The sequence below is a fragment of the Mucilaginibacter sp. 5C4 genome, from assembly GCF_034345625.1.
Taxonomy (GTDB): Bacteria; Bacteroidota; Bacteroidia; order Sphingobacteriales; family Sphingobacteriaceae; genus Mucilaginibacter; species Mucilaginibacter aurantiaciroseus.
In genome coordinates, this window is the sequence record NZ_CP133775.1 from 146,985 (window position 1) to 172,361 (window position 25,377).

Annotated in this window: 24 protein-coding genes and 1 tRNA gene; 5 read left to right on the forward strand and 20 right to left on the reverse strand. The window is 43.6% G+C overall.

Translation table 11 applies throughout. From position 1 onward, the window contains the following. Nucleotide 1: 1 nt before the first annotated feature. The 13 genes from RHM67_RS00660 to RHM67_RS00720 form a co-directional block, all read right to left on the reverse strand. Nucleotides 2-880, reverse strand: a complete 879-nt coding sequence (locus tag RHM67_RS00660; protein WP_322229591.1) for a hypothetical protein — start codon at nt 878-880, stop codon at nt 2-4. After that, nucleotides 880-1,191 (reverse strand): hypothetical protein, encoded by a 312-nt coding sequence (locus RHM67_RS00665; protein WP_322229593.1) that lies wholly within the window; start codon nt 1,189-1,191, stop codon nt 880-882. The genes RHM67_RS00660 and RHM67_RS00665 overlap by 1 nt, the downstream gene beginning before the upstream one ends. 197 nt (nt 1,192-1,388) lie before the next feature. Continuing rightward, nucleotides 1,389-2,336: an FAD:protein FMN transferase gene (locus RHM67_RS00670; RefSeq protein WP_322229595.1), complete on the reverse strand. Its 948-nt coding sequence runs from the start codon at nt 2,334-2,336 to the stop codon at nt 1,389-1,391. A gap of 183 nt (nt 2,337-2,519) precedes the next feature. Next, the gene (gene prfA / locus RHM67_RS00675; protein WP_252758613.1) at nt 2,520-3,593 is read right to left on the reverse strand and encodes a peptide chain release factor 1; all 1,074 of its coding nucleotides are present in this window, start codon (nt 3,591-3,593) and stop codon (nt 2,520-2,522) included. Nucleotides 3,594-3,880: 287 nt separating this feature from the next. Then, entirely contained in the window at nt 3,881-4,639 is a 759-nt protein-coding gene (locus RHM67_RS00680) for a UDP-2,3-diacylglucosamine diphosphatase (RefSeq protein ID WP_322229597.1), read from the reverse strand. 161 nt (nt 4,640-4,800) lie between these two features. Beyond that, complete coding sequence (locus tag RHM67_RS00685) at nt 4,801-5,358, reverse strand: DUF922 domain-containing protein (protein ID WP_322229599.1); 558 nt, start codon at nt 5,356-5,358, stop codon at nt 4,801-4,803. Nucleotides 5,359-5,382: 24 nt separating this feature from the next. Beyond that, entirely contained in the window at nt 5,383-6,324 is a 942-nt protein-coding gene (locus RHM67_RS00690) for an SPFH domain-containing protein (RefSeq protein WP_322229601.1), read from the reverse strand. Between the two features lie 146 nt (nt 6,325-6,470). Then, entirely contained in the window at nt 6,471-7,460 is a 990-nt protein-coding gene (gene egtD / locus RHM67_RS00695; protein WP_322229603.1) for an L-histidine N(alpha)-methyltransferase, read from the reverse strand. 17 nt (nt 7,461-7,477) lie between these two features. Next, entirely contained in the window at nt 7,478-8,632 is a 1,155-nt protein-coding gene (gene egtB / locus RHM67_RS00700; protein ID WP_322229604.1) for an ergothioneine biosynthesis protein EgtB, read from the reverse strand. Between the two features lie 2 nt (nt 8,633-8,634). Then, on the reverse strand, nt 8,635-10,206 hold the full coding sequence (locus RHM67_RS00705; RefSeq protein WP_322229605.1) for an ABC transporter permease/substrate-binding protein: 1,572 nt from the start codon (nt 10,204-10,206) through the stop codon (nt 8,635-8,637). Continuing rightward, on the reverse strand, nt 10,199-11,164 hold the full coding sequence (locus RHM67_RS00710) for an ABC transporter ATP-binding protein (RefSeq protein ID WP_322229607.1): 966 nt from the start codon (nt 11,162-11,164) through the stop codon (nt 10,199-10,201). The genes RHM67_RS00705 and RHM67_RS00710 overlap by 8 nt, the downstream gene beginning before the upstream one ends. 6 nt (nt 11,165-11,170) lie before the next feature. After that, nucleotides 11,171-12,562: a mercuric reductase gene (locus tag RHM67_RS00715; protein ID WP_322229609.1), complete on the reverse strand. Its 1,392-nt coding sequence runs from the start codon at nt 12,560-12,562 to the stop codon at nt 11,171-11,173. Beyond that, nucleotides 12,562-12,843 (reverse strand): DUF427 domain-containing protein, encoded by a 282-nt coding sequence (locus RHM67_RS00720; RefSeq protein ID WP_322229610.1) that lies wholly within the window; start codon nt 12,841-12,843, stop codon nt 12,562-12,564. Before RHM67_RS00720 ends, RHM67_RS00715 begins: the two co-directional genes overlap by 1 nt. Before the next feature lie 238 nt (nt 12,844-13,081). Between RHM67_RS00720 and RHM67_RS00725 the strand changes: the two genes are divergently transcribed. Continuing rightward, a tRNA-Glu gene (locus RHM67_RS00725) sits at nt 13,082-13,156 on the forward strand. Here RHM67_RS00725 and RHM67_RS00730 read toward each other — a convergent pair. Then, nucleotides 13,116-14,681 carry a recombinase family protein gene (locus RHM67_RS00730; protein WP_322232161.1) on the reverse strand — a complete coding sequence of 522 codons (1,566 nt, stop codon included), beginning with the start codon at nt 14,679-14,681 and terminating at the stop codon, nt 13,116-13,118. The two genes, RHM67_RS00725 and RHM67_RS00730, sit on opposite strands and share 41 nt — an antisense overlap. Before the next feature lie 709 nt (nt 14,682-15,390). Continuing rightward, entirely contained in the window at nt 15,391-16,845 is a 1,455-nt protein-coding gene (locus tag RHM67_RS00735; RefSeq protein ID WP_322229611.1) for a HEPN domain-containing protein, read from the reverse strand. Nucleotides 16,846-16,981: 136 nt separating this feature from the next. Here RHM67_RS00735 and RHM67_RS00740 point away from each other — a divergent pair, with 136 nt between their 5' ends. After that, nucleotides 16,982-17,395, forward strand: a complete 414-nt coding sequence (locus tag RHM67_RS00740) for a helix-turn-helix transcriptional regulator (protein ID WP_322229613.1) — start codon at nt 16,982-16,984, stop codon at nt 17,393-17,395. A gap of 259 nt (nt 17,396-17,654) precedes the next feature. On the opposite strand, the gene RHM67_RS00745 is transcribed toward RHM67_RS00740, so the two are convergent. The 5 genes from RHM67_RS00745 to RHM67_RS00765 all read right to left on the reverse strand — a co-directional run bounded on the left by RHM67_RS00745 (nt 17,655) and on the right by RHM67_RS00765 (nt 22,846). Next, nucleotides 17,655-18,662, reverse strand: coding sequence for a relaxase/mobilization nuclease domain-containing protein (locus tag RHM67_RS00745; protein WP_322229614.1), 1,008 nt, complete (start codon nt 18,660-18,662; stop codon nt 17,655-17,657). A gap of 127 nt (nt 18,663-18,789) precedes the next feature. Next, nucleotides 18,790-19,539 (reverse strand): IS21-like element helper ATPase IstB, encoded by a 750-nt coding sequence (istB, locus tag RHM67_RS00750; RefSeq protein WP_322229616.1) that lies wholly within the window; start codon nt 19,537-19,539, stop codon nt 18,790-18,792. 21 nt (nt 19,540-19,560) lie between these two features. Then, entirely contained in the window at nt 19,561-21,111 is a 1,551-nt protein-coding gene (gene istA, locus RHM67_RS00755) for an IS21 family transposase (protein WP_322229617.1), read from the reverse strand. Nucleotides 21,112-21,518: 407 nt separating this feature from the next. After that, complete coding sequence (locus RHM67_RS00760; RefSeq protein WP_322227400.1) at nt 21,519-22,439, reverse strand: IS3 family transposase; 921 nt, start codon at nt 22,437-22,439, stop codon at nt 21,519-21,521. A gap of 2 nt (nt 22,440-22,441) precedes the next feature. Then, nucleotides 22,442-22,846, reverse strand: a complete 405-nt coding sequence (locus RHM67_RS00765; RefSeq protein WP_322227398.1) for a hypothetical protein — start codon at nt 22,844-22,846, stop codon at nt 22,442-22,444. A gap of 63 nt (nt 22,847-22,909) precedes the next feature. Here RHM67_RS00765 and RHM67_RS00770 point away from each other — a divergent pair, with 63 nt between their 5' ends. The 3 genes from RHM67_RS00770 (at nt 22,910) to RHM67_RS00780 (ending at nt 25,135) form a co-directional block, all read left to right on the forward strand. Continuing rightward, entirely contained in the window at nt 22,910-23,425 is a 516-nt protein-coding gene (locus tag RHM67_RS00770; RefSeq protein WP_416182869.1) for a Mu transposase domain-containing protein, read from the forward strand. A gap of 21 nt (nt 23,426-23,446) precedes the next feature. Further along, nucleotides 23,447-24,196, forward strand: a complete 750-nt coding sequence (gene istB / locus RHM67_RS00775; RefSeq protein WP_322229616.1) for an IS21-like element helper ATPase IstB — start codon at nt 23,447-23,449, stop codon at nt 24,194-24,196. A 204-nt stretch (nt 24,197-24,400) separates the two neighbouring features. After that, nucleotides 24,401-25,135, forward strand: a complete 735-nt coding sequence (locus tag RHM67_RS00780) for a hypothetical protein (RefSeq protein WP_322229619.1) — start codon at nt 24,401-24,403, stop codon at nt 25,133-25,135. The last annotated feature ends 242 nt before the right edge of the window (nt 25,136-25,377 follow it).

Sequence of the window (25,377 nt, forward strand, 5' to 3'; positions counted from 1 at the left end):
CTTAATAAAAGACGTAATAAAAGGTGAAATTAAAAAATGATTCGCGGCGGTTTTTTAAAGCGCCTTCCACATTAACCGGGATAGAGTACTTGTATGAGGCCTCCAAAGTATAATGGGGCATGTTATAGGCCAGCGGGATCTTAAAGCTATAATTAAGCATGTTAAACTTAGCGTTTGCCCGGGCACGGCGGCCGTTCTCGTTTTCTACGGAAATGTTATCAATTTCGGGCCAGTATTGGTGGTCTAAAGTATAACGCTGCACAAAATTTTGCGTGCCAAATATCAGGTTTACCGATGGATTGATAGATAGGAAATCCTGATCGTTAAAAATATTAAAGCTGCTCTCAAAATATTTGGAGTTACTGATTGTGGTAAAAATATCGTACGATTTACCAAAAAGATAATCTACAGTTGCGCTGGTCTTCAGGTATTTCCAATCCAGCGTGTTTTTCCAATTGATGTCGTTAGATGCCGATGACTTAATAATGTTGGCTTCTTTATTAAATATAAAACGGGTATAGCTTACCGTACCGGTGAATTTTTTAGATAAGCGGTAATAGTAACCACCACCCAAATCTATCTCATCAACCAACGGTTTATAACCCAATACCTTTAGTGCCGAGCCGTAAATGAAAAAGCCAGATTTAGTATTAAAAATAATATCGGTAGTCATAAACGGATACTTGATAGGCCCGGTACGGCCAAAGAACAACGCATCGCTGCCGTAAGTTACCCCGGCCGATACCGAGTTTTTGCGTACAACCGAATCTGTATCCGAAATGGCACGGGTATCCAAGTATGCAATTAAATCCGGCTTAGGTGTGGCCGCATTTACTGCATTGCAGGTAAGTATAAATATCAGGGCGCTAAGGTATCTCATTAGTCGTTTCTCCTTGGTATTTCTGGCGGGCGTTCCAAACCTTCAGGCCTGCGCTGGCGTTTTGGTTTAGCTTTTGCCGGGTCAACATTTTCTATTTTTTCGGGCTTGGGCATTTTTTTGGCCCTTGCAACCTCTTTAATTTTCTTCTTGTCTTCTTCAGATTGGCGTTGCTTACGTTTTGTTACAGTTGTATCACGTTGTTGTAACGTAAAATTGGCGTTAACTGATACAATATTAAAGGCGGGTGAAGATTTATCGCGATATGCGAAATTATTTTTAGCGTATGACAGGCGTGGCGCTGATATTATCAAGAGTACAATATACAAAAACCACTTCGTCATTTTAGAGGAAAGAAACGCTAATTATCTGCAAAGATATGCCGGCGGCATTTACTTGCAATGCAATTAAAAATAAATCTATATAAAGTGCGCAAAATACAGGGGGCTTTATCCCTTTTAGCTGGCGCGGTAAAAATTATAATAGGTTATGGCTAAATATAAGCAAAAGCTTACATCATCAAACTAATATCTTTTGAAGTATAAACGCGGGCCTGGTCGTCAACTATAATACAAGCTATTTGGTTTAGTTTGTTTATTAAGTATAAGCCGCTGTTTATGCCCATGGCAATAACAGGGTTTGCCATAGCATCGGCCAGTTCTGCACCCGGGGTAATAATGCTTACGCTCTTAATTTTGCTAACCGGGAAACCATTCTCCGGATTTATATCGGCAGCTTTTTTATTAAGGCTGGTGTATTTATCGCTGTTGTACGATGTAGCTACCGCCATGTTGCTGATGTTTAAATTAGCATAAGGCTGGTTTGTCAACAACGGATCTGCAGATGCGATGGTCCACGGGGTATTGTCTGGCTGCAAGCCCCAGGTAAGCAAATTGCCACCGGCATTAATAACGCCGTTGCTAATGCCTTCCAATTGTAATATATATTTAGCCCTGTCGGCAGCATAACCGCGGCTTACAGCGCCAAAACCAATACGCATGCCTTTGTTTTTAAGGAACACGGTTTGGGCAACCTGATCTAACACAACGTTGGTATAGTTGGTTAAGCTGATTTTCTTTTTTAGTGTTTTAACAGCAACAACTTCAACGCCCGCCCTTTCATCCAGGCTAATGGTGCTTGCTGCCGCGTAAGTAATATCAAAAGTGCCGAAAGTAAGTACCGAGATCTGCAAGGCCCTGTCAATTAAACGGAAAACCTCCGCATCAACACGTACCGGTTTAATGCCCGCGTTGCGGTTAATTTGGTTAAGGATGCTGTCTTCAGGGAACGCGCTCAGAAGTTTTTCAATACGGCTTATCTCGGCAAAGGCGCTGTCTATACGTGCAAGTGCCCATACGGCATCGGTAGCTACTAAGATTATTTCAAACCTGTTGCCCATTAAGCGCGTTTCGCGGCTGATAATGGTTGATGCCCCTGTTAAATTTTTTACTGCCAGCATAAATAATTAGCGTTACGTAATTTAAACCTATTGTATCAAAACATTACGCAATGTAATGCCCGAGTACAACTCCACAAACGCTAAATTAGTTGGGCAACATGAAATTGGCATGAAAAGCCATTTTCAATAAATGAAAAAAGCACCATAAAGGTGCTTTCTAATGTGTGCTTTTTTAATAAAACCTTAAGCAGCAGTGCCTTCCTTCAACCTTTCAGCGTTCTCGGCAAATTGTAGGGCTTCCATTATCTCTTGCAGATCGCCGTTCATAACGCCTGTAAGGTTGTAAATAGTTAAGCCAATACGATGCTCGGTTAAACGGCCTTGCGGGTAGTTGTAGGTACGTACTTTCGCACTTCTGTCACCGGTGGCAACCATGGTTTTACGTCTCTTAGATGTTTCTTCCAAGTGCTTTTGTAGCTCCATTTCGTATACTCTGGAGCGTAAAACGCCTAATGCCTTATCATAGTTTTTCAACTGCGATTTTTGATCCTGGCACTGGGCAACAATTCCTGTAGGGATGTGTGTCAAACGCACGGCAGAATACGTGGTATTCACCGACTGGCCGCCCGGACCAGACGAGCAGAACAGATCCTTACGGATATCACTTACCTGCAGATCGATATCAAACTCATCAACCTCGGGCAATACCACTACCGATGCGGCAGATGTATGCACACGGCCCTGTGTTTCGGTATCGGGCACGCGTTGTACACGGTGCACACCACTTTCGTATTTAAAGTTACCGTAAGCATCCTCGGCGTTTACGCTGAAAACAATCTCTTTATAACCACCGGCAGTACCTTCTGTATAATCAACCAGTTCGGTTTTCCAGCCGCGGCGTTCGCAATACCGCATGTACATGCGGTAAAGATCGCCTGCAAAAAGCGAAGCCTCATCACCGCCCGTACCACCACGAATCTCTATCATGGCGTTTTTAGAATCCTCAGGATCTTTAGGTATCAGCATCAAACGGATAACTTCTTCCATCTCATCCTGTTTAACCAAAAGCTCATCCAATTCGGCTTTAGCCATTTCGCGGAACTCATCGTCCTTCTCGGTAGCTAAAATTTCTTTGTTGCTATCAATGTTGCTCATAATATTCTTGTAAATATTATACTGATCAACAATTTTGGCAAGGTCTTTATATTCCTTGTTCATCTGGGCAAAACGCTTCATGTCAGCCATGGCGTCAGGGCTGCTCAGGTCGCCTTCTACGGTTTTCCAGCGTTGGTATATTAACTCTAATTTCTCTAACATCTTCTTATTTGAAAATCAATTGCAGCGTAAATGGGTGCTGCAGCCCCGCTTTTCATTCCAAGCTTTTTGCCCGGCAATATCCAATCACACAAAAGCTTTTTATTACAATCGGGTTTAGGCTTGTTACTGCACTGCAAAAAACATGCAAAAATACGCATTTATCGGCACATAATAAATTCAGCTGATTGTAAAGAGATGAGGCCTCTGATATATCGAATATTGAACACCCTATTCGAATGTCGAAATTCACTTCGTCCCATCATTAGATATTTAACATTCGGTGTTCGTTATTTCCCGTCCTTTTCAAACCACTTCAACTCCAAATCAACTCCGTCAAACATCGCGTAGGTATTGTAATTTACCCATTCGCCAAGGTTTACATAGCGGCTGTTATTGGCCAGGGATATATCAAGTGGCAGGTGCCTGTGCCCAAAAACAAAGTAATCGAAATGCTGCGTTTTAAGAACCTCGAGTGAGTACGCCTCTAACCATTCCTGCTGCTGTTGGATCTTGTCGGTGTCCGTAGCGCCTGCAATACGGCTTTTTTGCGACCATTTATTCGCGATACCCAGACCTAAATTAGGGTGTAGCCTTGCAAAAAGCCACTGGCAAACCTTGCTGCGAAAAAGCTTTTTCAGAAACTTATAAAGCTTATCACCGGGGCCAAGGCCATCGCCGTGGTGTAGGTAGAATTTTTTGCCGCCGCGCTCAATCTCCAACTCGTTAGCAATGATGGTTGCGCCAAGTTCCTGTACAAAATAATCGAACATCCACATATCGTGGTTGCCCTTGAACAGGTACAGCTTTACCCCGGCATCGGTCAATTGTGCCAGTTTACCCAGGAAACGGATGTAACCCTTGGGCACCACCGTTTTATACTCGAACCAAAAATCGAACACATCGCCCATTAAAAACAGTTCGGCAGCATCATATTTGATCATATCCAGCCAGCGGATGATCCGGTCTTCCCGCTCACGTGATGACGCGTAGCTGTTGGCACCTAAATGAAAATCGGAAGCAAAGTATAAGTTTTTACCCGTTGGCATATTGGTTCAAAAGTACGGGAATAATTGGCAGATGGCAAATGGATGTTTACCGCCATAAAATACAAATTGTCAGTCTGAGCCAGTCGAAGACTTCTGCGCCTTGCCTCTAATTGGCAAATGGTTCGACAAGCTCACCATTACATAGTTTTATATAATTCAGCTTATAAGCTTGCATTTTCCTGCGGCATAAATTGCAGACGCTTGGCAAAATAAATATCCCAGCTGCATTGCTGCTGTTTATCTACCATATGCTGTGTGTCCTCGTCGTAGTTACTATTAAGCTGTTTATACTTGGCATCAATTCGGTTAAAGATATTCATGGCCTCGTACTGGTAGTTTGCCGTAAAACGGGTGCGCTCTATCGCCCTCAATACTTCCTGTTGCTCTAAATAGGCGATGGTGTAATGGCCCTGTTCGTGTTTTAATATTTCCTGTAATTGCTCATTACTGTTTATCCTCGAGCGGTCTATCCACGATTTATAGTTATTCATAGACAGCCTTACATTGGCGTGTAGGATGTAATTGCCATCGCCGCGACTGCTCTGGTATTTAAAATCGATAGTGCAATTGGTGTAGGCGATAACTCCCCTGCCATTTGGCAGGGGAGCCCCCTGGAAATCGTTGACAGTTAGCAGCCTATGAGGTTGCGTCGAAGCCGGATTGGATGCAAAACACAGCAAAGCAATGGCGCAAAAAGTGCGTAAATAGTTGAATATCATTTATGCCAATGGTAAAGTAAAACTTTATTTTTTGACTTTATCTGACTGCAAAAGGTTTAAAGCCATCATTTCTTTCATGGTATGCTGCATACCCTCGGTTGAGCCATCCAGGAAAATAACGTTACCGTTAGAGTTTTCGGCGAAATGTTTGATAGATTCCGTCCACATGGTGAAGAGGATTACAGAGGTATCCATATTGGCTTCCTTCATCTCTTTGGCGGCAACCGTCATACCCTTGGCCACCTCCTCACGGAACAGGGCTATACCTTGCCCGCGTAATTGTGCCGCCTGGCGCTCGGCCTCGGCAGAAATTTTGATGGCATTACCCTCAGCCTCAGCGGCTTTGGTTTTGGTGATCAGTAAAGCCTGGCCTTCGTTCTCGGCGGCGGCTTTCAGGTTATTTGATGCCACCACCTGGCTCATCGATTTCATGATGATGTCGTCGAACGTAATATCGTTCAGTTGAAGATCCTGCAGGTGGTAGCCCCAGCCTTCCAGTATGGTATCTAACTGTTCTTTAACATGTTCCACAATATCGCGGCGCAATATCAACACCTCGCTTTGGCGTTTTGTAGCCACAAATGCACGGATAGAACCTTCTACAGTACGGATCAGCGCTTGCATCAGGTTACGCTCATCCACAAATTTGAAGGCTACATTTTTGATGCTTTCTTCCTGCTGATCTAGCACCGAGTATAGCAGCATAGCCTTGAAATACACGTTGGCCTGATCAAATGTAACTGCCTGAAATTCAAGCTCTACAGAGCGGTTTTGGATAGATATTTTGGAGTAGATCTGCTCTACCAATGGGATTTTAAAGCTCAGTCCCGGCGTAAGAATGCGGCGATATTTACCAAATATGGTGACTACCGCTATGGTACCCTGCTTTACGGTAACAAACGAGGAGAGCACTACAATGATGATAAAGAATACAACCAGGTAGGCTACAATTGATGATGCTGTCATTAGGCTAAATATTTTTAATAAATATAGGCTTAATAACAATAGGTGCAACAGGCAATTTTAAACGCAAAATCCGCGCATTTTTTTCACCAAAAAACGGCCTTGAATCACCATTTTTCGACAGCTAAGTAGCCCGAAAAATCTATTTTTTAATCCGCTATCCAAACCGCATCCACAAACCATTTTTTGCTATCAAAAAATTGATCAAATGGTTTAAAGCCCGACTTGCCGGCCATCTCATTCACCTGCTCCACCGCATATTTTTGCGAGATCTCCATGTAGATGTATTCATCCTTTTGGAACGATATGGTTTCCTGACCGATCTTCACATTCTGGTCGGCGAGACTAATGAGGTAACTTTTGCATGAACCGGTTTCCGGGTCGTACATGGCGTAGTGGTCAAACTGGCGGGTGTTAAAATCGCCGCCAAGCTCGCGGTTAATGCGCTCCAGCAAATTGATGTTAAAACGTTTAGTAATGCCTTCGCTATCGTTATAGGCAGCCAAAACAGTCGCGGGGTTTTTCTTGAGGTCGACACCAATCAGCACCATATCACCCGCTGACAAATTGTTGCGCAACTCCTTGCAAAAAGCTTCTGCATCGGCTACCTGCATGTTACCGATGTTCGATCCAAGGAACATTACCACTTTGCGCTTATCTGAAATGGCCGCCGCCTTTTTAAGCATGTCAAAATACTCGCCGTTAAGGCCTTCTATTTTGATGCCGGGCAGGGTTACGGGTAACGTAATATTGAGGTACGAGATCACATTATCTGATATATCTATCGGCAAATAAGTAAAATCGGCTTCGTTGTCTATCAGGTATTTTAGTAACTGGGTAGATTTTGTGGCATCACCGGCACCAAGCTCTATCAGGTCGAAGGCATCTCCATCGGCAATTATCGCTTTACAAATTTCTGCCGTTTGCGAGGTAAAGATCTCCATTTCGCAATTGGTGGGATAGTATTCTTCGCAGTTCATAAGTTCCTGGAAAATCTTATCGCCCGGGGCATCATAAAAATATTTCGACTCCAGATGCTTTGGAGTGGAGGTTAAACCAGCCACAACGTCCTGTAAAAAACGGTCGTCGGTTGGTGTATTTGCTGTAGTTTGTTGTATTGCTGTATTGGTGTATTCCATATTGTTGTATTGTGAGCTTACTTAGCAAGACGGATGCCAGTAAATTGCCAGCGCAACTCCGGCTGGAAGAAATTACGATATGTAATGCGGCTATGGTTTGGCGAGGTTACTTCTGATGCCCCGCGCAGCACTTTTTGCCCTACCATAAATTTACCATTGTATTCGCCAATGGCGCCCGGTGCTTTCGCAAAACCAGGGTAAGGCAGGTAGGCGCTTTCTGTCCATTCCCAGCACTTGCCCCATTTAAATTGGGTTGCCGCGGCTTCCCACTCAAATTCGGTGGGCAAACGCATACCTTTCCATGAGGCGTAAGCGTACGCCTCATAATAACTAATGTGGCGCGCGGGCTCGTGCAGGTTTAGCTTCTCTAAACCATTGTAGGTGTAGTTGTGCCATTCGCCATCGATGCTATGCCAGTACATTGGGGAATCCGCTTTATTGGTATTTACCCAATCCCAGCCGGCGGCATGCCAGTGGCGGAAATCGTGATAGCCGCCATCATTTATAAATTCTAAATATTCGGCATTGGTTACCAGGTCCGGACTTATCTCAAATGCATTCAGGTACACCTTGTGGCGGTTTAGTTCATTGTCAAATGAGAAACCTTCGCCCTCAAAACCTATCTCGTAAACGCCTTCTTCTAATTTGATAAACGGCGCGCCTGTTTTCTCTGACTTTGGCGAAACGTAACCATGCGAGTACGCCGGGAACAGCGGGTTATTACCCAATATAAATTTTATATCGGTCAGTAACAATTCCTGGTGTTGCTCCTCATGGTTAAAACCAAGGATCAGTAATTCTCTCACATCATCACTTACATCGCCACAGGCCAAAAAGTTGTACATGGCATCATCCACATACTTTCGGTAGCGCTTAATGTCTATCACCGTAGGGCGACTTAAATTACCACGATCTGTGCGGATAACGCGGTTGCCCACGGTTTCGTAATAGCTGTTAAAAACGTAATTGTAGTTAGGGTCAAACTCCTGGTATTCGGCAAAGTAGGGTTTCAGGATAAAAGTTTCGAAAAACCAGGTGGTGTGCCCGATATGCCATTTAGGGGGGCTAACATCCACCACTGGTTGTACCACATAATCTTCGGTTTGCAGGGGTTCGCAAATGTCGTCGGTACGCTGGCGAACTTTTTTGTAACAGTCGGCTAAATCAATCATAATTACTTCCTTTCCAAATACCCCTTAAGGTCTGATATTGTTTTAATGTGCAGCTCATTTGCCTGCTTTTGGCGCATCATTAATGCATACGCATTATTAAACCCAATTGGTTTTAGCCATTTTATATGGTAGCGCTTCGCAAATTCCTGCTGCACGTAGTTGTAGGTACTATCCTTACTCACCTGCAGCCGGGTAACCGTTTGGGGCGACGCCTGTAGAATAGCCAATAAACCCGTGCCGGTATACTCCGGGTAAAAGTCTATCTGGTCGTTCGTCATGGCGTCAAAAACTATTTTGGTTCCGCCCAAGCCTGTTTTGGTAGCTACGTTGTAATTCGTATAACCTTTAATCAGCATGGTGTACATGCTGGCTAAAATATATTGCTCACCAAAAATTTTTGAGCCTATGCGCACCGTACCTTCGTTGCCGCCACGCTCGGGTCTGTACAGTTTTTTTGAAACCAGAAAATCTTTAGCCACCCGCTCCGGCGTTTGGTGAAGGTAGTCAGTCCTGTAATTTAAATCCGTCATTACCGAGTCAGTAATTGTGCCGGCCAGCAGGTTCAGCGTTTTTTCCAGTTCAGGAAATTTGCGCAGCGCATCTTCCCTTACAATAGACGCGGCGTAATATGGCGGGAAGATCTTTTTATCATCATCCAAAACCACCAGATCGTAAGCTTTCAGGCGTCCGTCCGTACTGTAGCCGCTTATCACGTCCAGTTCCTTTTCCTGCGCGGCCTTGTACATTACGGCATCGTTTATCACAATGGTGTGGATCTTTAGCCCATACTTGCTGATGAGGCCCAGGTTACCATCCTGTCGCCCCATAAACTCGGGGGTGAAACCCGCGGTTAACTTACTGCCGTAGGCAGATGGGATAAAGTACAGGCACGATAACAATACCAGTATCACAGGTGCAACCTTCACCGCGCCCTTTATCTTTTTAAAATTCAGCTTTTGCAATCGCGACAGCAGGAAATCAAACAAAATAGCCAGCATGGCCGCCGGGATAGCCCCCGCCAATATCATGTTGGTATTGTTAAGCGAGATGCCGCCGAAAATGAACTCGCCCAAGCCGCCTGCTGCGATGTAGGATGCAAGTGTTGCCACACCTACGTTGATAACCGTGGCTGTACGAATGCCCGCTAATATCACCGGCATAGCTAATGGTAATTCTACTTTAAACAATACCTGCCACTTGCTCATACCCATGGCAACAGCGGCTTCTTTGACGACCGCATCAACCCCGGTAATGCCGGTGTAGGTATTGCGGATGATGGGCAGCAAAGCATAAAGCAGTAGTGCCACAATAGCAGGCTTAGCGCCGATGCCTAAAACCGGGATCATAAAACCAAGCAGGGCAATACTCGGGATGGTTTGCAGGATGCCCGCGATGCCCAGCACAATGCCCGACAGTTGTTTTTTACGGGTGATGTAAATACCTAAGGGCAGCCCCACTAACACAGCTATGAACAGCGATATAAACGTTAGCCCGATATGCTGCATGGTTTGCACGCCAAGCTTATCGGCCTGTTGCTGCATAAATTCCCATAAAGTTTGCTGATGCTCATTCATGGGATTGATGATTTTTATATTTTGAAAACGCGGCCATCAACTGCTCGAACGTTATGGGTCTTACTTCTTTATTTTGCTGGTTTAGCACGTTAATGTTTTCCCGTGGGTAAAATTTAAAGTTCTCTAAAGCCTCCCAAACGCCGGATGATGCCGGGATTAGCGAGGTGTTTATTTTTTTACCGCTCTCCGGCAGGTGCTCCCAAATATCGCTTAGTTTAATGGTTTTAAACTCCAGCTGCAGGTGCTGCTCTTTCAGGAAATTGCGCACAAAATCGTTAACCGGGTTAAACAACAGATTGGCCGGTGAGCCTATCTGTATAATTTTACCTTTATCCATCAAGGCAATGCGGTCGGCCAGTTCAAAGGCTTCCTGCACATCGTGGGTTACCATAATAATGGTTTTGCGTTTCAGTTCGTCCAATGCTAAAAATTCGCCATGAATTTTTGAACGGGTAACGTTATCTAAGGCGCCGAAAGGCTCGTCCATTAGCAACACGGGCGGGTCGGCCACCAAAGCCCTTGCCAGGCCAATACGCTGCTGCTGGCCACCGCTTAGTTCGTTGGGGTAAACGTTTAAATAATTTTTATCGAGGTGGAGTTTTTCCAATAGTTCCTCAATCCGCTTTTGCGTTTTAGCTTTATCCCATTTAAGCAGGTTGGGCACAATGGCAATGTTTTCAGCAACGGTGTAATGCGGGAATAGGCCGTTGTTTTGCAGCACGTACCCAATGCTACGCCGTAAGATCTCGGCAGGTTGGTCGAGGATATTTTTGCCGTCGATAGCAATTGTCCCGCTGTCGGGTTCTACCAACCGGTTAAGCATTTTTAGCGTAGTGGTTTTGCCGGAGCCGCTGGTACCCAAAAGCACCATGTTCTCACCCTCGTTCACCTCAAAGGAAATATCATCAACCGCGTGTGTTGTGCCGAAGGTTTTTACAAGATGCTCAACTTTTATCATCGGGCGTTATTCATCTAAAGTCATGAATAAATTATTCAGCGACTCCGAATAGGTGGGGTGCGCGAACACACAATACCTGATCCTGTCGTAAGTGATGCCACCTTCCATAGCCATTTGCAGTACGCTCATGATCTCGCCGCCTTCGGCACCTACTACCGCTACGCCTAAGATCTTTTTGGTTTTAGCATCAACCACAGCCTTCATCATGCCACGGGTGTCTCCGGTCTCAATAGCGCGGGCAACGTGCGCCATGGGCAGGGTTGCTATTTTATAATCCAGCCCTTGCTCTTTAGCCTGCGCTTCGGTAATGCCTACGCGGCCCAGTTCGGGGTCGGTAAACATACAATAGGGTACTGGCCTATCGTTAATATTCAGGTTTTGTTTTTCGATGAGGTTACGATAGACAATAGTGTAATCGTTATAGGAGATATGGGTAAATGCCGGGCCGCCCTTAACATCGCCAAGGGCATAAATGCCTTTAACATTGGTTTCCAGCTTGCTATTTACCTTGATATTGCCTTTATCGTCCATCTTAACGCCGGTTTTATCCAGGCCAAGCGTATCCGTTTGCGGCGCGCGACCGATAGCGATGAGCACATGGCTGCATTTGATCTTTTGATCTTTGCCGCCCACGCTTACCGTAGCGGTAATTTTGCCTTTGCCCTTTGTTTTAAATTTGGTGGTTTTGGCGTTGGCATGAATGGTAATGTCTTCCTCTTCGAGGATCTTAGTGATCTCGGCAGAGATGTCCTCATCCTCGCGGGATAATAACCTGCCCGATTTTTCCAGAATGGTAACCTTGCTGCCAAACCTGCGAAACATCTGCCCAAATTCCAGCCCTATGTAGTTACCCCCAATAATGAGCAAATGCTCGGGCACTTTCTCCAGGTCGAGGATAGTGGTTGATGTCAGGTAATCTATTTCATCCAGTCCCTCAATATCATCGGGAATGATGGTTTTAGCACCGGTATTGATAAACACCAGAGGGGCTTTAAACTCCTGCGCTTTGCCTTTTTTATTAGGCGTTACACTGATGGTTTTTTTATCGATAAAGGTAGCGTTGCCAAAAAGCAGATCAAGGTTTGGGGTTTTCTCTACCGCCGCTTGCCCGCCGTTGCGCGATTTCATAACGATATCGTCCTTATGTTTTTTAACCTGGCGCATGTCAACCTTGTAACCTTTTATAGTTACGCCCATCTCGTTGCATTTACCTGCCAGATACGCTACGCGCGCGCTGGCAACCATGGTTTTGGTAGGCGTACAGCCATCGTTAACACAAGTGCCGCCGATGAAGCGCTTCTCTACAAGCAGCGTTTTTTTACCGGTAATAGCCAGTTTTTTTGCCAGCGGCATCCCCGCCTGGCCAGATCCTATTACTATACAATCGTATTGTTTCATTATTGGGTTATTTTAACACCTTTCCAAAAGGCTATGTAATTGGTGATATTGGCGGCTGCCAATTTTGGCTTGGGGTAATACCAGGCCGCATCTTTGTTTTGTTGCCCATCCACCTCAATAGTGTAATAAGAGGCAATGCCTTTCCAGGGGCAGGTGGTGTGGGTACTGCATTCCCTCAAAAATTCGGGCTTTACGCTGTCTTTAGGGAAATAATGATTGTTTTCAACTACAATGGTGTCATTGCTTTCTGCGATGATCTGGTTGTTCCAAACGGCTTTCATAAGGCTAAGTGTTTATATAAAGGTACTTTATAAGTATTGGATTTATAAATAGCCAAACAGGTTTTTTGTTTGCCATATTCTGAATTGATGTGCTAATAATTAATAGTCGCGCGGGGTCGAAAAACCTTTCTAAAAATTTTTGTGAAAAAATATTTTTAATTTATCGGGAAACGTATATCTTTGCAATCCCAAAATAAGGGGAAATAAATCTGAAATATCGGGTTTATCACTCTAAAATGGCCCGTTCGTCTAGGGGTTAGGACGTTAGATTTTCATTCTAGAAACAGGGGTTCGATTCCCCTACGGGCTACCAAAGGGGAAAGATGCAAGTTAGTGTATCTTTCCCCTTTTTTTATGCAACTTAACTGACTGTTAATCTGCAATATAAGTCCAAGTGCTGTGTTTAAATGCGGGGTTCGATATCCAATTCCATCAAAACACAGATTTTTAGGGTATATCGAACCAATCAATTTTCTCTTTTCAATTATACCGGCAGATTTATAGTGTACATGTATGTCTGAATACTTCTGTATCACGATATCAAGTAAGCCTTCAACCGTTTTTAAGCTATCTCCATTACTCGGCATATCTGCAAGCTTAGCTTCTAACACCCTTAATAAAGCCGTGCATTCTCCCTTTATCGCCTTGAAGTCTTCGGCATCAATATCCTCTGTCATAAAGCGTCTACGCGCATTAGAAAGAATTTTCTCTTGTTGATCAATTTGTTCTGCCAATACCAAACGTTCGTTTGAACCGCCCGCACGTTCTGCCTTAAAAACATCTACTACGATTGCTTTAAAGTGATCGGCAATAGCAGGTGATAGTTTAAAATTTAAAAGCTCATTTTCAAAATACTCGTTTACCGTTGCTGCTTTGAACCTGCATTTGCAACTGCCTGCGCAATGGTAATAGTGAAAATAGTTTCCATGCCGGCCTCTTGATGCACTCCCGGTAAGCATCCTATGGCAGTCTGGGCATTCTAAAAAGCCTCTTAGAGGCAACATTTCACTTGAGACGAACTTGGTTGTAGGTTTCTTTTTATTGCCGTTTAAAACGTCTTGTACTTCGTAAAATAAAGCCTCTGTAATAATTGGCTCGTGCTGTGCCTTTACGAATTGTATCTCTTCATCTTCGTAAGGAGGCACAACGATTATGCCACAGTAAATAGGATTTCTAATGATTTTCCAGAAATTGTTCCGTTCGCATGCCAATCCTTGTGTCTTGGCCATTTTCCTTACTTGTTCTGCATTATGCGTGCCAGTTGCCAATTCTTTAAAAACCCATTGCATTATACTCGCTTCCGGTTGCTTTGGTGCGATATATTTCCTGCCGTCGGCGTGTGAAAGATTGATATATCCTTTGGGAGCGGTTGAGACACAGCGCCCAGCTTTCCTTGCCCTGCGCATACCCGTAAGCGTGTTGAGTGCACGCCTTGTATTTTCGGATTCAGGAACCGCAAGATACACAGCCAGCATAACTGTGCTTTCAGGTATCTTAAAGTCAATCGGCTGGTCAATGGCCATCGCCTGAACGTTTATGCCACGTAAAATTCCTATCATCTGATAAGCGAACTCAATATTTCTGCTGAAACGGTCCCATTTGATAAATAGGATATTTTCCTGGTCTTTTTTCTTCCTTGCCTTAACTATAGTTAACATTTTTGTCCATTCCGGCCGATTGAAATTCTTAGCAGAATAGTCTTCCCTGAAAATTCCCTTAACCTCAATGTTATTTTGTTCACAGTAGCGCAATAGGCGGTCTTCCTGTTCAGGTAATGAGTAACCCTTTCTTTTTTGTTCATCGGTGCTGACACGCACGTATAGATAGGCAGAATTCATAATTAGTAAGTTTAAAGCCAGCTAAGACTTCACTTATCCAGCTTGTTATTAACGTATTGATTTACAGTTAATTTAGCTAAAAAATACAAGAAATCCAAAATTTTTTCGGCTTCTTTTTCGGATATTTCAATGCCGTCCTTTTGGAGGGCTTTGATCGTATCTTTTGTTGTAACAGATTTATTTTTGAGCGGGCTCTTACACATCACGCGGCGTTAAGCCGCAATATTGAGCAAAGCAGATATTTACTTTTGACAAGCTTTTCGGTACTACCGATTAATAAACATTGATTAAGACCCTTTCACACAAGTAGCCATTGCTCCGCTTAAACAACCGGGAGTGCTAAGCCGCTAAATTGTCAAGGGTGGCGCAAACAACCCAAAGGAACAATCGCCATTTACATGCCCTTTACGATTTTGGGGCTGGGCTAATTTTGTGCGTGCGGTGTAATGCAACGATAGGTATTGTGATTGGTTGATCTTATCAGACAAACTAATAAGTTATCAGCACAGCTTTTAGTGAATGTCACTGTAAAAATAATTCATACAGTGTTAGCTTATTTCTATTCTTTTCAGTCAGCTTTCGGGTGTGTAGGTGTAAGGAGGTACGAGTTACTCCTGTCTCCGCAGCGAGGCTGACGGCGAATGAATATAGCGTGTATACGCGTGATGTAATGAGCCGCTTGCCGCAGCTGCTTATCCCCAAAGACCAATTACAAACTACCTCTAAGTAAGTGTTGCTCATAAACCTTTTCAGCTACATTCAACAACTGCTTCACTGTGTCTGATAAGACTTTTACACTGTGCTTTTCAGCTTCGTACCCGTCTTTATACCTTACGTTCACATAAGCCTGTTTAAGCTCGTTAAACAACGCCAGGTTATGTGCATTGTCGAGACCAAAAACTTTGTTAAGATCAGCCGTAAACATTTCAGTAATCGTAAGCAGCCTCGACAGGTTATGATTATTGATATCATAGTTCAATACCGCCCGTATTAAAGCAACTAATACGCATTCCGCACACTGGTGCAGGCAAAAGAGCGCGGCGTTATATGCTTCTTGTTTTAAATGAAACCCGGCACCGTTGTGAAAGTCATTTGCCAAATTACACCAGTGTTTCCATTGTGAGGATGATGCTGTATGTTGAACAGCAGATAATGGAAGGGCGACAGGCATTAACAACTCCCCTGATAAATAAACAGCCGGGCGGCTCAAAGCAGTATTAAAAAACAGGTTACCACGCTTTAAGGCTGTAAACAGAGCAGATGCGTGATGTACCAAGGCTACTACGTTTGCTGTTTCCCTGCAACTGTCTTCTATCATGCCTGCAAGGCTTTGTGCTAATCGTTGTTCCTCGTTATCTGTTAACACAAGCAAATAAAGTTTATCATTAGGTGCAGCCCCCAAATAGAGTATTGCCTGTACCGAACTAACTTTATGAATGATGATGGATATAAGGCTGCTCATCAGTGCTGCTTGTTTGTCACGCAAGTTGCCGTCCAGCGAGTATAATGTAACAAAATGAGCCTCCCGTTCCGCTTGTGAAAGATTAGCGGAAAGCGAAAAAGGCACCCTGCTAACATGGAGATCGCTTTTGAGTGATGGCTTATGAGATAAACGCTGAAAAATAAACCACGATGCGCCGAATAGTTTTTGCAGGTTTTCTTGTACCGTAAGCAAGTCTAACGGCTCTATAAACTCTCGGGCAGGCTGTCTGGATAGTCCATGCTCCAACCAGTCGTAAAGCATTGCACGATATTGCGGCAGGTTATAGTGATTAAAAAAATCTTCCAACTGCAAATAAGGGTTGAGCTGTTGTTCTTTGTTCAGCGATACTGGATAATAACTCCATTCCCTTTGTTCATACGATAGGTCATTTGCTGTTACCGTTACATTAGGTTTGTCGGGCAGGTCTTTAATAAGACTCGCCGCTTCCACCAGGCAAAGCGTAAGCTTGTGAAAGTAAAGCAGTCCCGACGGGCTACCTTTCTCATCACGGAAAAAGTCCGGCTTCAATACAGAGAAACACCAATTTTGCAACGTTTCTAAATGGCCCGGTAAACTATCGTGATCAAAAAAGGTAGTGATGACGCTTAGCGGGTTTATAACCTGCTCGGGTGTTAGGTTAAGGGGGTAGAAATCCCAGTGGTTAAATTCTTCAGCCTGCATAAAATATCTTTTTCACCTGTCGGCATTGGCAGGTATTCAAAATAAATACACGAAGCTTCCGTACCGAACCAATTTGCTTTGTATTTTACAATGGCACTCTTGTTTTGTACATTTACATTTATTAATACATTTAGCTATGGCAGAAACTACTTTACATATTGGCAGGAAAATAAGTCGCATTCGCGAACTACGAGGTATGAAGCAGGAAGCACTTGCGGCTGAATTGGGTATCAGCCAACAAGCGATTTCTAAAATTGAGCAGAGTGCGGAGGTAGAAGATAGTGCATTAGATAAGATAGCCAAAGTACTTGGCGTATCTGCGGAAGCTATAAAAAACTACAGCGACGAAGCAGTAATTTATAATATCCAAAATAATTATGAGGGGTCGAATCATGGAGCATCGAATTTTGGTCCAGCGAATTATATGAATTACCAATGTACTTTTAATCCTATTGAGAAATTAATGGAAGTTGTTGAGGAAAACAAAAAGCTATATGAGCGGCTTTTAGCCAGCGAACGTGAGAAGATTGAATTATTGAAAAATAAGTAATTCACCTATTTTCTAATATTTAATTACGAAGAGTACCTGATTAGGTGCTCCGTTTTTATGGCAAAAATAAAGCCTCCTTACACTCGCTGTTTGGAGGCTTCAACCTAAACCTTATCACAATCGGGCAAAGAATCGCCCTTTTCGATGTGTCAAATTTAATAGATTTTTTCGCATTACGGATTGCAGCGGCATCCTTCGCAGAAGATACAGCTTAAAGCCGGGGCCCTAGGCAATGCCAGTTTAAGGCGGCTATTACTTACTACCTGCCTCTTTTCCTCCTTCGGTATTTAACATCATCCTCGTCGTCACTTATTTGAATACCACTATTATCGCTAAACCAACTATCGCAATGGTCAGCGGTATTACCAGCCAGTAGATCAGCATCCTGATCTGTTTCCAATGGCCTTCCTCCATTATCGCCATTTTCTTTTTCAGCTGGGCTGTGTTCTGATACACCTGCTCCAGCGTTTGGAGAAACCAGGCCAGTTCCTGATCTGGGTTGTTCTTCGGCGGCGGTGTATGTTCCTGCGGAGGTTTGATCTCCGTATTTTGCTGTTGTCCGGCTGTTTGCCTCGCTAATTGCTGCGCTGTCTCTAACTTGTTCATAGTTGATTACTTTAATGAGTTCTGCCCATTTATACCTATTGCCTAAAGCCTGGCCTTTCGCTTTGAAACCGTTGTGAAAATAACTGATGCCTGAAACCTTGCCGGTAGTTGCCTGATTGAAAAGAAAATTGATTCCGATTTTTTCGCCCTGGTAGATCATATCGGGTAAGGTTAAATCCCGTTGGTTCAATAAACTGTTCATCAATTCCTGCAATACCATTCTTTCAGATGCCTTGCCGGTTCTTGCGATCATTTCTATCTCGTCCTTTGTTGGGGCCTTCCTTGGGACATTGCTGCTCGGTTCAACAGATACCAAGTTGTACTGCTTTTCCAGTTTGCGGATAACCGCTTCGCTTTTCTTGTAGTTGTTACTGTCAGACACCACACTACCATCAAAGCCGATCCGGTTGACCAAAAGATGAATATGGGGATGATCAGAATCGTGGTGGCGAAAGATCATATATTGATTATTGATAAATCCCTGCGTCTTTAAATAATCGTTGGCAATTTTCACCAATGTTTCATTATCTAAAATTTCGTCTTTTGAAAAATTAAGACTGGTGTGGTATACATACCTGTTCAGGTTCGGCTTAAGGCTTCTAAGCAGTTCTACTTCTTTCCTGACTTGTAAAATATCCAGTGAGGAGAAATTAGTTTCCAATAACTCTGCTGTATATTCCGGGGAAATGGACCATGTGATTCCGTGGCAAACTGACCAGGGGATTAGCTGGCGAACGTATGTAGCGAATGGTGTAAAAGCGTTTTCAAAAGTAGTTATTTAAAAGTGTTTATTGCAGGTCAGTATTTGAATCAGGATTTCGTTTTTTCCTCATCGATTCTCCTTTAAGTTCTATGCGGTGGGCATCATGAACGATCCGATCCAATATAGCATCAGCAATTGTTTTTTCACCAATAACCTCATACCATTTACTAACTGGTAATTGAGAAGTGATGATCAGAGAAGTCTTACCATGCCGGTCTTCGATAATCTCCATGAGTGCTGCTCTGCTCTGTGCATCAAAAGGCTGGATACCGAAATCATCCAATATGAGTAACTGCTGACGCTCGATCTTAGCGACCTCTTTAATATAGGAGCCATCTGCTTTGGCCATCTTCAATTTGGCGAATAGCTTTGGTGTGCTGGCATACAGCACCCTGTAGCCCAGTATACAGGCGTGGTGACCAATGGCAGAAGCTATGTAACTTTTGCCGATGCCGGTGCTGCCTGTGATCAGCAGGTTCTCATTACGGTCAATAAAAGTACAATCAGCCAGACGCATGATCTGATTTCGGTCAATGCTGCGATCAGCGTGATAATGGACATCTTCTACTGAAGCTTTATAACGGAAACGGGCATAAAGCAGCTGCCGGTCGATCCGCCTGTTCTGGCGGTATTCCCATTCCAGATCTACCAGGTGTGCAAGAAGCTCATCAGCCGTGTAGTCATTAGTTTTGCCAGTTTCCAGGCTACTTTTAAAGGCATGGAACATACCGAAGAACTTTAGCTTCCGTAGTTTGTCTAACGTGTTTGTGTTCATTTATTTGTTGGGTTTAAAGGGTTACTTGTAATAATCTTCTCCTCTGATATTATCATGATTGGGCATTGGCAGCTCATCGGCAAACAAGCTATCTTCATAACTGTCCATCTTGTTTTCCAGGATTGATTGTATCGTTTTATAGTTATAGATCCCATAACCGAGCGCTCTCCTGCAGGCAATGGTCAGGCGTTCATTACCCGCTTTTCGTGAAAAGCCGAGTATGCCGACACAGGATTTATAGGCCTGCTCGGGATGTTGCTTACGTTCAAGGATCTTTAGGATATATAGCCGGACGTCTTCATGAATGGAGGCGGCCCAGCTAAGAAACTTATCTGGTGTCCATTCAGCAACAAACTGGTGGGTGGAGGCCATATGGTCTTTATCCGTGGTATAGTTATAAGGGCTTTTAATGCGCTTATGCATTGCAATACGCTCATAGTGATAGAAGGCCTCCACCGAAGTGCTGGAATACAGCAGCTTGATCTTCCTGCCAATAAAGCGGTAGGGTACGCTATAGTAATGTTTATCAGGCCCCAGGCAGACGTGCCCGTTCTTCATTACCGTGGCATGGAACTGTTTTTTAAACTCATAACGCAGTACTGGCAAGGGTGTAAGCGCTCCGCGTTCCACTTCTTCAAACTGTAATCTTCTGCTGTAGTTCCGCCCTTTGAGCAACTGGCTGTTGTGGACTTCAAGGGCCAGCCTGATGGCCACATTCAGTTCTGTTAAGGAATGGTAGATCGTCTTTCTTAACGGGGCGTATATACGTGTATACATAATCTTAACGGCACCTTCTACCAAAGCTTTATCGCGTGGCCGGTAAGCTCTTGCAGGCAACACAGTGGTTCCATAGTGATCTGCAAAGTCCGCGAATGTCTCATTCAGTGTAGGCTCGTAGCGGCTGCTTTTGGTCACTGCCGCTTTCAGGTTATCGGGAACTATGGCATCAGGGACGCCTCCGATATAATGCAGCGTATTCTCGCAGACGGCAATAAAGTCTTCTTTCTGCTGGCTTAATACCGCTTCTACATAAGTAAGCTGGCTGGCACCCAATATCGCTACAAAGACCTCTACGGTGATGATCTCACCGGTTTCCTTGTCTGTAAAGCTTAACTTTTCACCTGCAAAATCCACATACAGCTTATCGCCGGCCTTATGCTCCATGTGCATCACCGGGTTCACTCGGGCTTTCCACTGGGTATAGTAAAAACAAAACTGGCTGTACTGATAACCCTCAGGAAACTCTTTACGATAGGCTTCCCATAGCATATGCCGGTTAACACCCGTACGCTTGAGTTCTTTATCAACGTGTGGGAAACACCTCAGCATTGACTGCATGCGGCTATTGGGTGGTGCTTCTTTGCTTTTACCAAAGAAGTCTTCCAGCTCCTTATCATTCAAAGCATTCACCTCTTCGAAAGTAAAGCCGCTGGCTTTATAGGCGGTCAGGTACCGCTTTACGGTATTCCTGGATGCATCCGCCTGGGCCGCTGTGGACATTATGCTACGCCCCTGATTGTACATCCTAAGGATCTGTCTTATCTTACTCATGCTGATTGTCGAATTGGCCATGCTTCTGGGTGGTTGTCTTTAACCTCCAAAAATATGGTTGCCTCTACAGCATCTACTACCCGTTCAGGGTGGTCAGTTTCCCCCGGAATACCCTGGTCAGTTTCCCCCGGAATGCCTGGTCAGCTTCCCCCGGAATCAGGTGGTCTGTCTCGTCCTGGTTTTACTTGTCGTGTCTCGTCCTGGTTTTACTTGTCGTTTTTGAGTAGTAATACTGGAATCGGTTTACACCGATATTTCATTAGTCCTGCTTTTACTTTACAAGGGTACGCCTTTTATTTTCTTAATAGCTGAAAGCTTACCTCTTATTGTTATTATTAGCGTGTTAGGATGTGGGAAACTCCTTCAGTTTTCCATATCCTAATGCGTTTTTCTTTTTTGCTTCTTTTTTTCTTTTTGCCAGCACGGTCTTAAATGCCAGTAACCTGATTTTCCTCCTTTCCTTTTTTGGGGCGTGGATATCCCTTCCAACGCTTTTTGATTTCACCGGACATGCCATGAGCCTGCTCCGGTGTATGGTAATTTAAGCTTGCGTGTGGACGCCTATCGTTATAATGACCAATGATTGCTACAATGCATTTCTTTGCTTCCTTGTGGTTCTGATAAACCTTTTTAGGAAAGAACTCATTCTTGATAATTCCGTTAACGCGCTCGGCAAGTGCATTTTCATAAGGACTGCCGCTTTGAGTCATACTAATGGCGATCCTATCCTGGTTTAGCAGTGCTGTATAATTCTGGGAGCAGTATTGTATTCCTCGGTCAGAATGATGTATCAGGATAAATGGAGATAGCCGTTTCCTTCCGTCTACTGCCATTTCCAGGGCTCCAATACATCCAACTGCTTCCAGGCTGGGATGCAGGGCATATCCAACGATTTTTCTGGAATAGGCATCTGTGATCAGGCTCAGGTAGCTGAAGCCTTCCAACGTACGGATATAAGTTATATCACTTACCCAGAGCTGCTCTGGTGCTGATACGGTTAGGTGCGTGATCAGGTTAGGATATTTTCTTAACCAGTGATGAGAATCTGTTGTTTTCACCATGCGTCTTCTTCTGCGAATCAATAAGCCGTGGAAACGTAGCAGGTCATACAGCAGGTCCCGGCCCATCTTTATATCATGTTTTTCCATCTCCGGAATGAGCATATGTAATAGTTTTCTGGTTCCAAGCATAGGAACAGCAGCACGGAACTCACCAACCAATGTTAACACAACCATATGTGCTATGCTTGTCCTTGCAGCCTTATGATGAGCTAAATAGTAAGCCTGACGGCTTACACCAAACAGTGCACAAATAGCTACCAGGGTATACTCTGGCCGCTTTTGCCGCATTCTTAAGACTGTTTGGTACCACGCTTTTTTCGGATCTTGATATGTAGGTCACTTTCAGCTACCTCGATCATCGTTTCCAAGGCAAGGTTCTTTAATTGAGATAGCTCTAATGCCTTAGTAAGCTCATGTATCTTCTTTACGAGTAACTTTGATTCCTGACTTTGGGTCATCCCGGGAAGCGCTGAGGAATTGTTGACATTCAGCAAAGTAGTCAAATTAAGCTTACCTGCCCATGCCTTTATGGTGTTTCTTGGAACCCGGTATTTTCGGCTTGCCCCAAGGCAACTGATCATCCCAGTTTTTATTTCTTCGACAATCTTTATTTTGGTCTGCTCATCGACCTTATCAAATGGCTTCCGCCTAACAACAATTGCGACTTTCTTCTTTTTTACTGATACTGCTTTCATTTTCTTGTCTTTAGTGACAAGCTATATCAGGACAAGACAGTCAACATCAGCGGAATCTCCAGCCTGGGGCCTGATAAACATTACTATAGCGTACCCTACCGCTTTATTGGCAGGAAGATCAAGCTGCTGTATTCCAGCACTTCGGTGGAGGCCTTCTATCACTATGAGCGTATTGCAATGCATAAGCGCATTAAAAGCCCTTATAACTATACCACGGATAAAGACCATATGGCCTCCACCCACCAGTTTGTTGCTGAATGGACACCAGATAAGTTTCTTAGCTGGGCCGCCTCCATTCATGAAGACGTCCGGCTATATATCCTAAAGATCCTTGAACGTAAGCAACATCCCGAGCAGGCCTATAAATCCTGTGTCGGCATACTCGGCTTTTCACGAAAAGCGGGTAATGAACGCCTGACCATTGCCTGCAGGAGAGCGCTCGGTTATGGGATCTATAACTATAAAACGATACAATCAATCCTGGAAAACAAGATGGACAGTTATGAAGATAGCTTGTTTGCCGATGAGCTGCCAATGCCCAATCATGATAATATCAGAGGAGAAGATTATTACAAGTAACCCTTTAAACCCAACAAATAAATGAACACAAACACGTTAGACAAACTACGGAAGCTAAAGTTCTTCGGTATGTTCCATGCCTTTAAAAGTAGCCTGGAAACTGGCAAAACTAATGACTACACGGCTGATGAGCTTCTTGCACACCTGGTAGATCTGGAATGGGAATACCGCCAGAACAGGCGGATCGACCGGCAGCTGCTTTATGCCCGTTTCCGTTATAAAGCTTCAGTAGAAGATGTCCATTATCACGCTGATCGCAGCATTGACCGAAATCAGATCATGCGTCTGGCTGATTGTACTTTTATTGACCGTAATGAGAACCTGCTGATCACAGGCAGCACCGGCATCGGCAAAAGTTACATAGCTTCTGCCATTGGTCACCACGCCTGTATACTGGGCTACAGGGTGCTGTATGCCAGCACACCAAAGCTATTCGCCAAATTGAAGATGGCCAAAGCAGATGGCTCCTATATTAAAGAGGTCGCTAAGATCGAGCGTCAGCAGTTACTCATATTGGATGATTTCGGTATCCAGCCTTTTGATGCACAGAGCAGAGCAGCACTCATGGAGATTATCGAAGACCGGCATGGTAAGACTTCTCTGATCATCACTTCTCAATTACCAGTTAGTAAATGGTATGAGGTTATTGGTGAAAAAACAATTGCTGATGCTATATTGGATCGGATCGTTCATGATGCCCACCGCATAGAACTTAAAGGAGAATCGATGAGGAAAAAACGAAATCCTGATTCAAATACTGACCTGCAATAAACACTTTTAAATAACTACTTTTGAAAACGCTTTTACACCATTCGCTACATACGTTCGCCAGCTAATCCCCTGGTCAGTTTGCCACGGAATCACATGGTCCATTTCCCCGGAATATACAATTCAAGGGTAAAACGTATCAAACAGGATGGAGGAACATATTCCTATTACCTAACCAAAAATGAACAAAACATAGACTCTGACATTTTGAGCGGAATATCAAGTGAGGTGATTCAACCTATTGCGAAAGAAAACAAGGTAAAGAGTTACGACGAACGATCTTTACATATACTATTGAGTTCGTATTTAAAGAACAGCTCGATTTATTCCAAGACAATTTTTCATGAACAATCAACCTATGGCAAGGACAGCAATCAAATTTGGACTCATCCAGATATGGTTGGCATCAAATTTTTGAACCTCCAAACAAAAGCAAGTCAAAGCTTTATGAAGTCAATTAACAGCGTAGAGACTGTTAAGCTAAGCTCTTACGAGCTAAAGAAAGAAATCAATAGCGATGCTGATTTAAAAAAAGCTTTTTTTCAAGCTGTGTCAAATTCAAGCTGGGCAAATTATGGATACTTAGTTGCTTTTGAATTTAGCGACAATTTAACCGAAGAAATGGAACGTTTAAACCAGTCATTCGGCATTGGAATTATTCAATTAAACGCTAATCCTTACAAAAGCAAAATTTTATTCCAGCCGAGATATAGAGATTTAGATTTTAAAACTATCGACAAGTTGTGTAGAATAAGTCGGGATTTTGAAAAATTTATACAACAAGTAGATAATTTAATAACTGCCGAAGAACGTTATTACATGTCTACTGAAAAAGAATTGAATGAATTTTGCGACAAGTACTTTCTCAATGATACAGAAATTGAAAGCTACTGTAAAGAAAAACTTATTCCGATAGAAATAGACAAGGAAGCAAATCAATAAACTTTAAGTTTTCAATTTAAACTGGCTTAATTTGTGTTTAATTTCTTTTTTTTACTACTCATTCCTATACAGCCATGTTATGCGAAATTAATTAGTTTACACCAACTTTAAATATTTTAACTTCCGTGGTTCCCTTTGGCGTTTTCATCATCATTATACTTTTTTACACAGGTAGATAAACACTGGATAAAACTCAATAAAATGCCCCCATCAGACCGATTGAAGAAGTACCCTTTTGCCGC

Bases quoted from the DNA above. Each gene is read 5' to 3' on its own strand.
- RHM67_RS00660 (WP_322229591.1), bottom strand. From the start codon at position 880: ATGAGATACCTTAGCGCCCTGATATTTATACTTACCTGCAATGCAGTA.
- RHM67_RS00670 (WP_322229595.1), bottom strand. From the start codon at position 2,336: ATGCTGGCAGTAAAAAATTTAACAGGGGCATCAACCATTATCAGCCGC.
- prfA (WP_252758613.1), bottom strand. From the start codon at position 3,593: ATGTTAGAGAAATTAGAGTTAATATACCAACGCTGGAAAACCGTAGAA.
- RHM67_RS00680 (WP_322229597.1), bottom strand. From the start codon at position 4,639: ATGCCAACGGGTAAAAACTTATACTTTGCTTCCGATTTTCATTTAGGT.
- RHM67_RS00685 (WP_322229599.1), bottom strand. From the start codon at position 5,358: ATGATATTCAACTATTTACGCACTTTTTGCGCCATTGCTTTGCTGTGT.
- RHM67_RS00690 (WP_322229601.1), bottom strand. From the start codon at position 6,324: ATGACAGCATCATCAATTGTAGCCTACCTGGTTGTATTCTTTATCATC.
- egtD (WP_322229603.1), bottom strand. From the start codon at position 7,460: ATGGAATACACCAATACAGCAATACAACAAACTACAGCAAATACACCA.
- egtB (WP_322229604.1), bottom strand. From the start codon at position 8,632: ATGATTGATTTAGCCGACTGTTACAAAAAAGTTCGCCAGCGTACCGAC.
- RHM67_RS00705 (WP_322229605.1), bottom strand. From the start codon at position 10,206: ATGAATGAGCATCAGCAAACTTTATGGGAATTTATGCAGCAACAGGCC.
- RHM67_RS00710 (WP_322229607.1), bottom strand. From the start codon at position 11,164: ATGATAAAAGTTGAGCATCTTGTAAAAACCTTCGGCACAACACACGCG.
- RHM67_RS00715 (WP_322229609.1), bottom strand. From the start codon at position 12,562: ATGAAACAATACGATTGTATAGTAATAGGATCTGGCCAGGCGGGGATG.
- RHM67_RS00720 (WP_322229610.1), bottom strand. From the start codon at position 12,843: ATGAAAGCCGTTTGGAACAACCAGATCATCGCAGAAAGCAATGACACC.
- RHM67_RS00730 (WP_322232161.1), bottom strand. From the start codon at position 14,681: ATGAATTCTGCCTATCTATACGTGCGTGTCAGCACCGATGAACAAAAA.
- RHM67_RS00735 (WP_322229611.1), bottom strand. From the start codon at position 16,845: ATGCAGGCTGAAGAATTTAACCACTGGGATTTCTACCCCCTTAACCTA.
- RHM67_RS00740 (WP_322229613.1), top strand. From the start codon at position 16,982: ATGGCAGAAACTACTTTACATATTGGCAGGAAAATAAGTCGCATTCGC.
- istB (WP_322229616.1), bottom strand. From the start codon at position 19,539: ATGAACACAAACACGTTAGACAAACTACGGAAGCTAAAGTTCTTCGGT.
- istA (WP_322229617.1), bottom strand. From the start codon at position 21,111: ATGGCCAATTCGACAATCAGCATGAGTAAGATAAGACAGATCCTTAGG.
- RHM67_RS00760 (WP_322227400.1), bottom strand. From the start codon at position 22,439: ATGCGGCAAAAGCGGCCAGAGTATACCCTGGTAGCTATTTGTGCACTG.
- RHM67_RS00765 (WP_322227398.1), bottom strand. From the start codon at position 22,846: ATGAAAGCAGTATCAGTAAAAAAGAAGAAAGTCGCAATTGTTGTTAGG.
- istB (WP_322229616.1), top strand. From the start codon at position 23,447: ATGAACACAAACACGTTAGACAAACTACGGAAGCTAAAGTTCTTCGGT.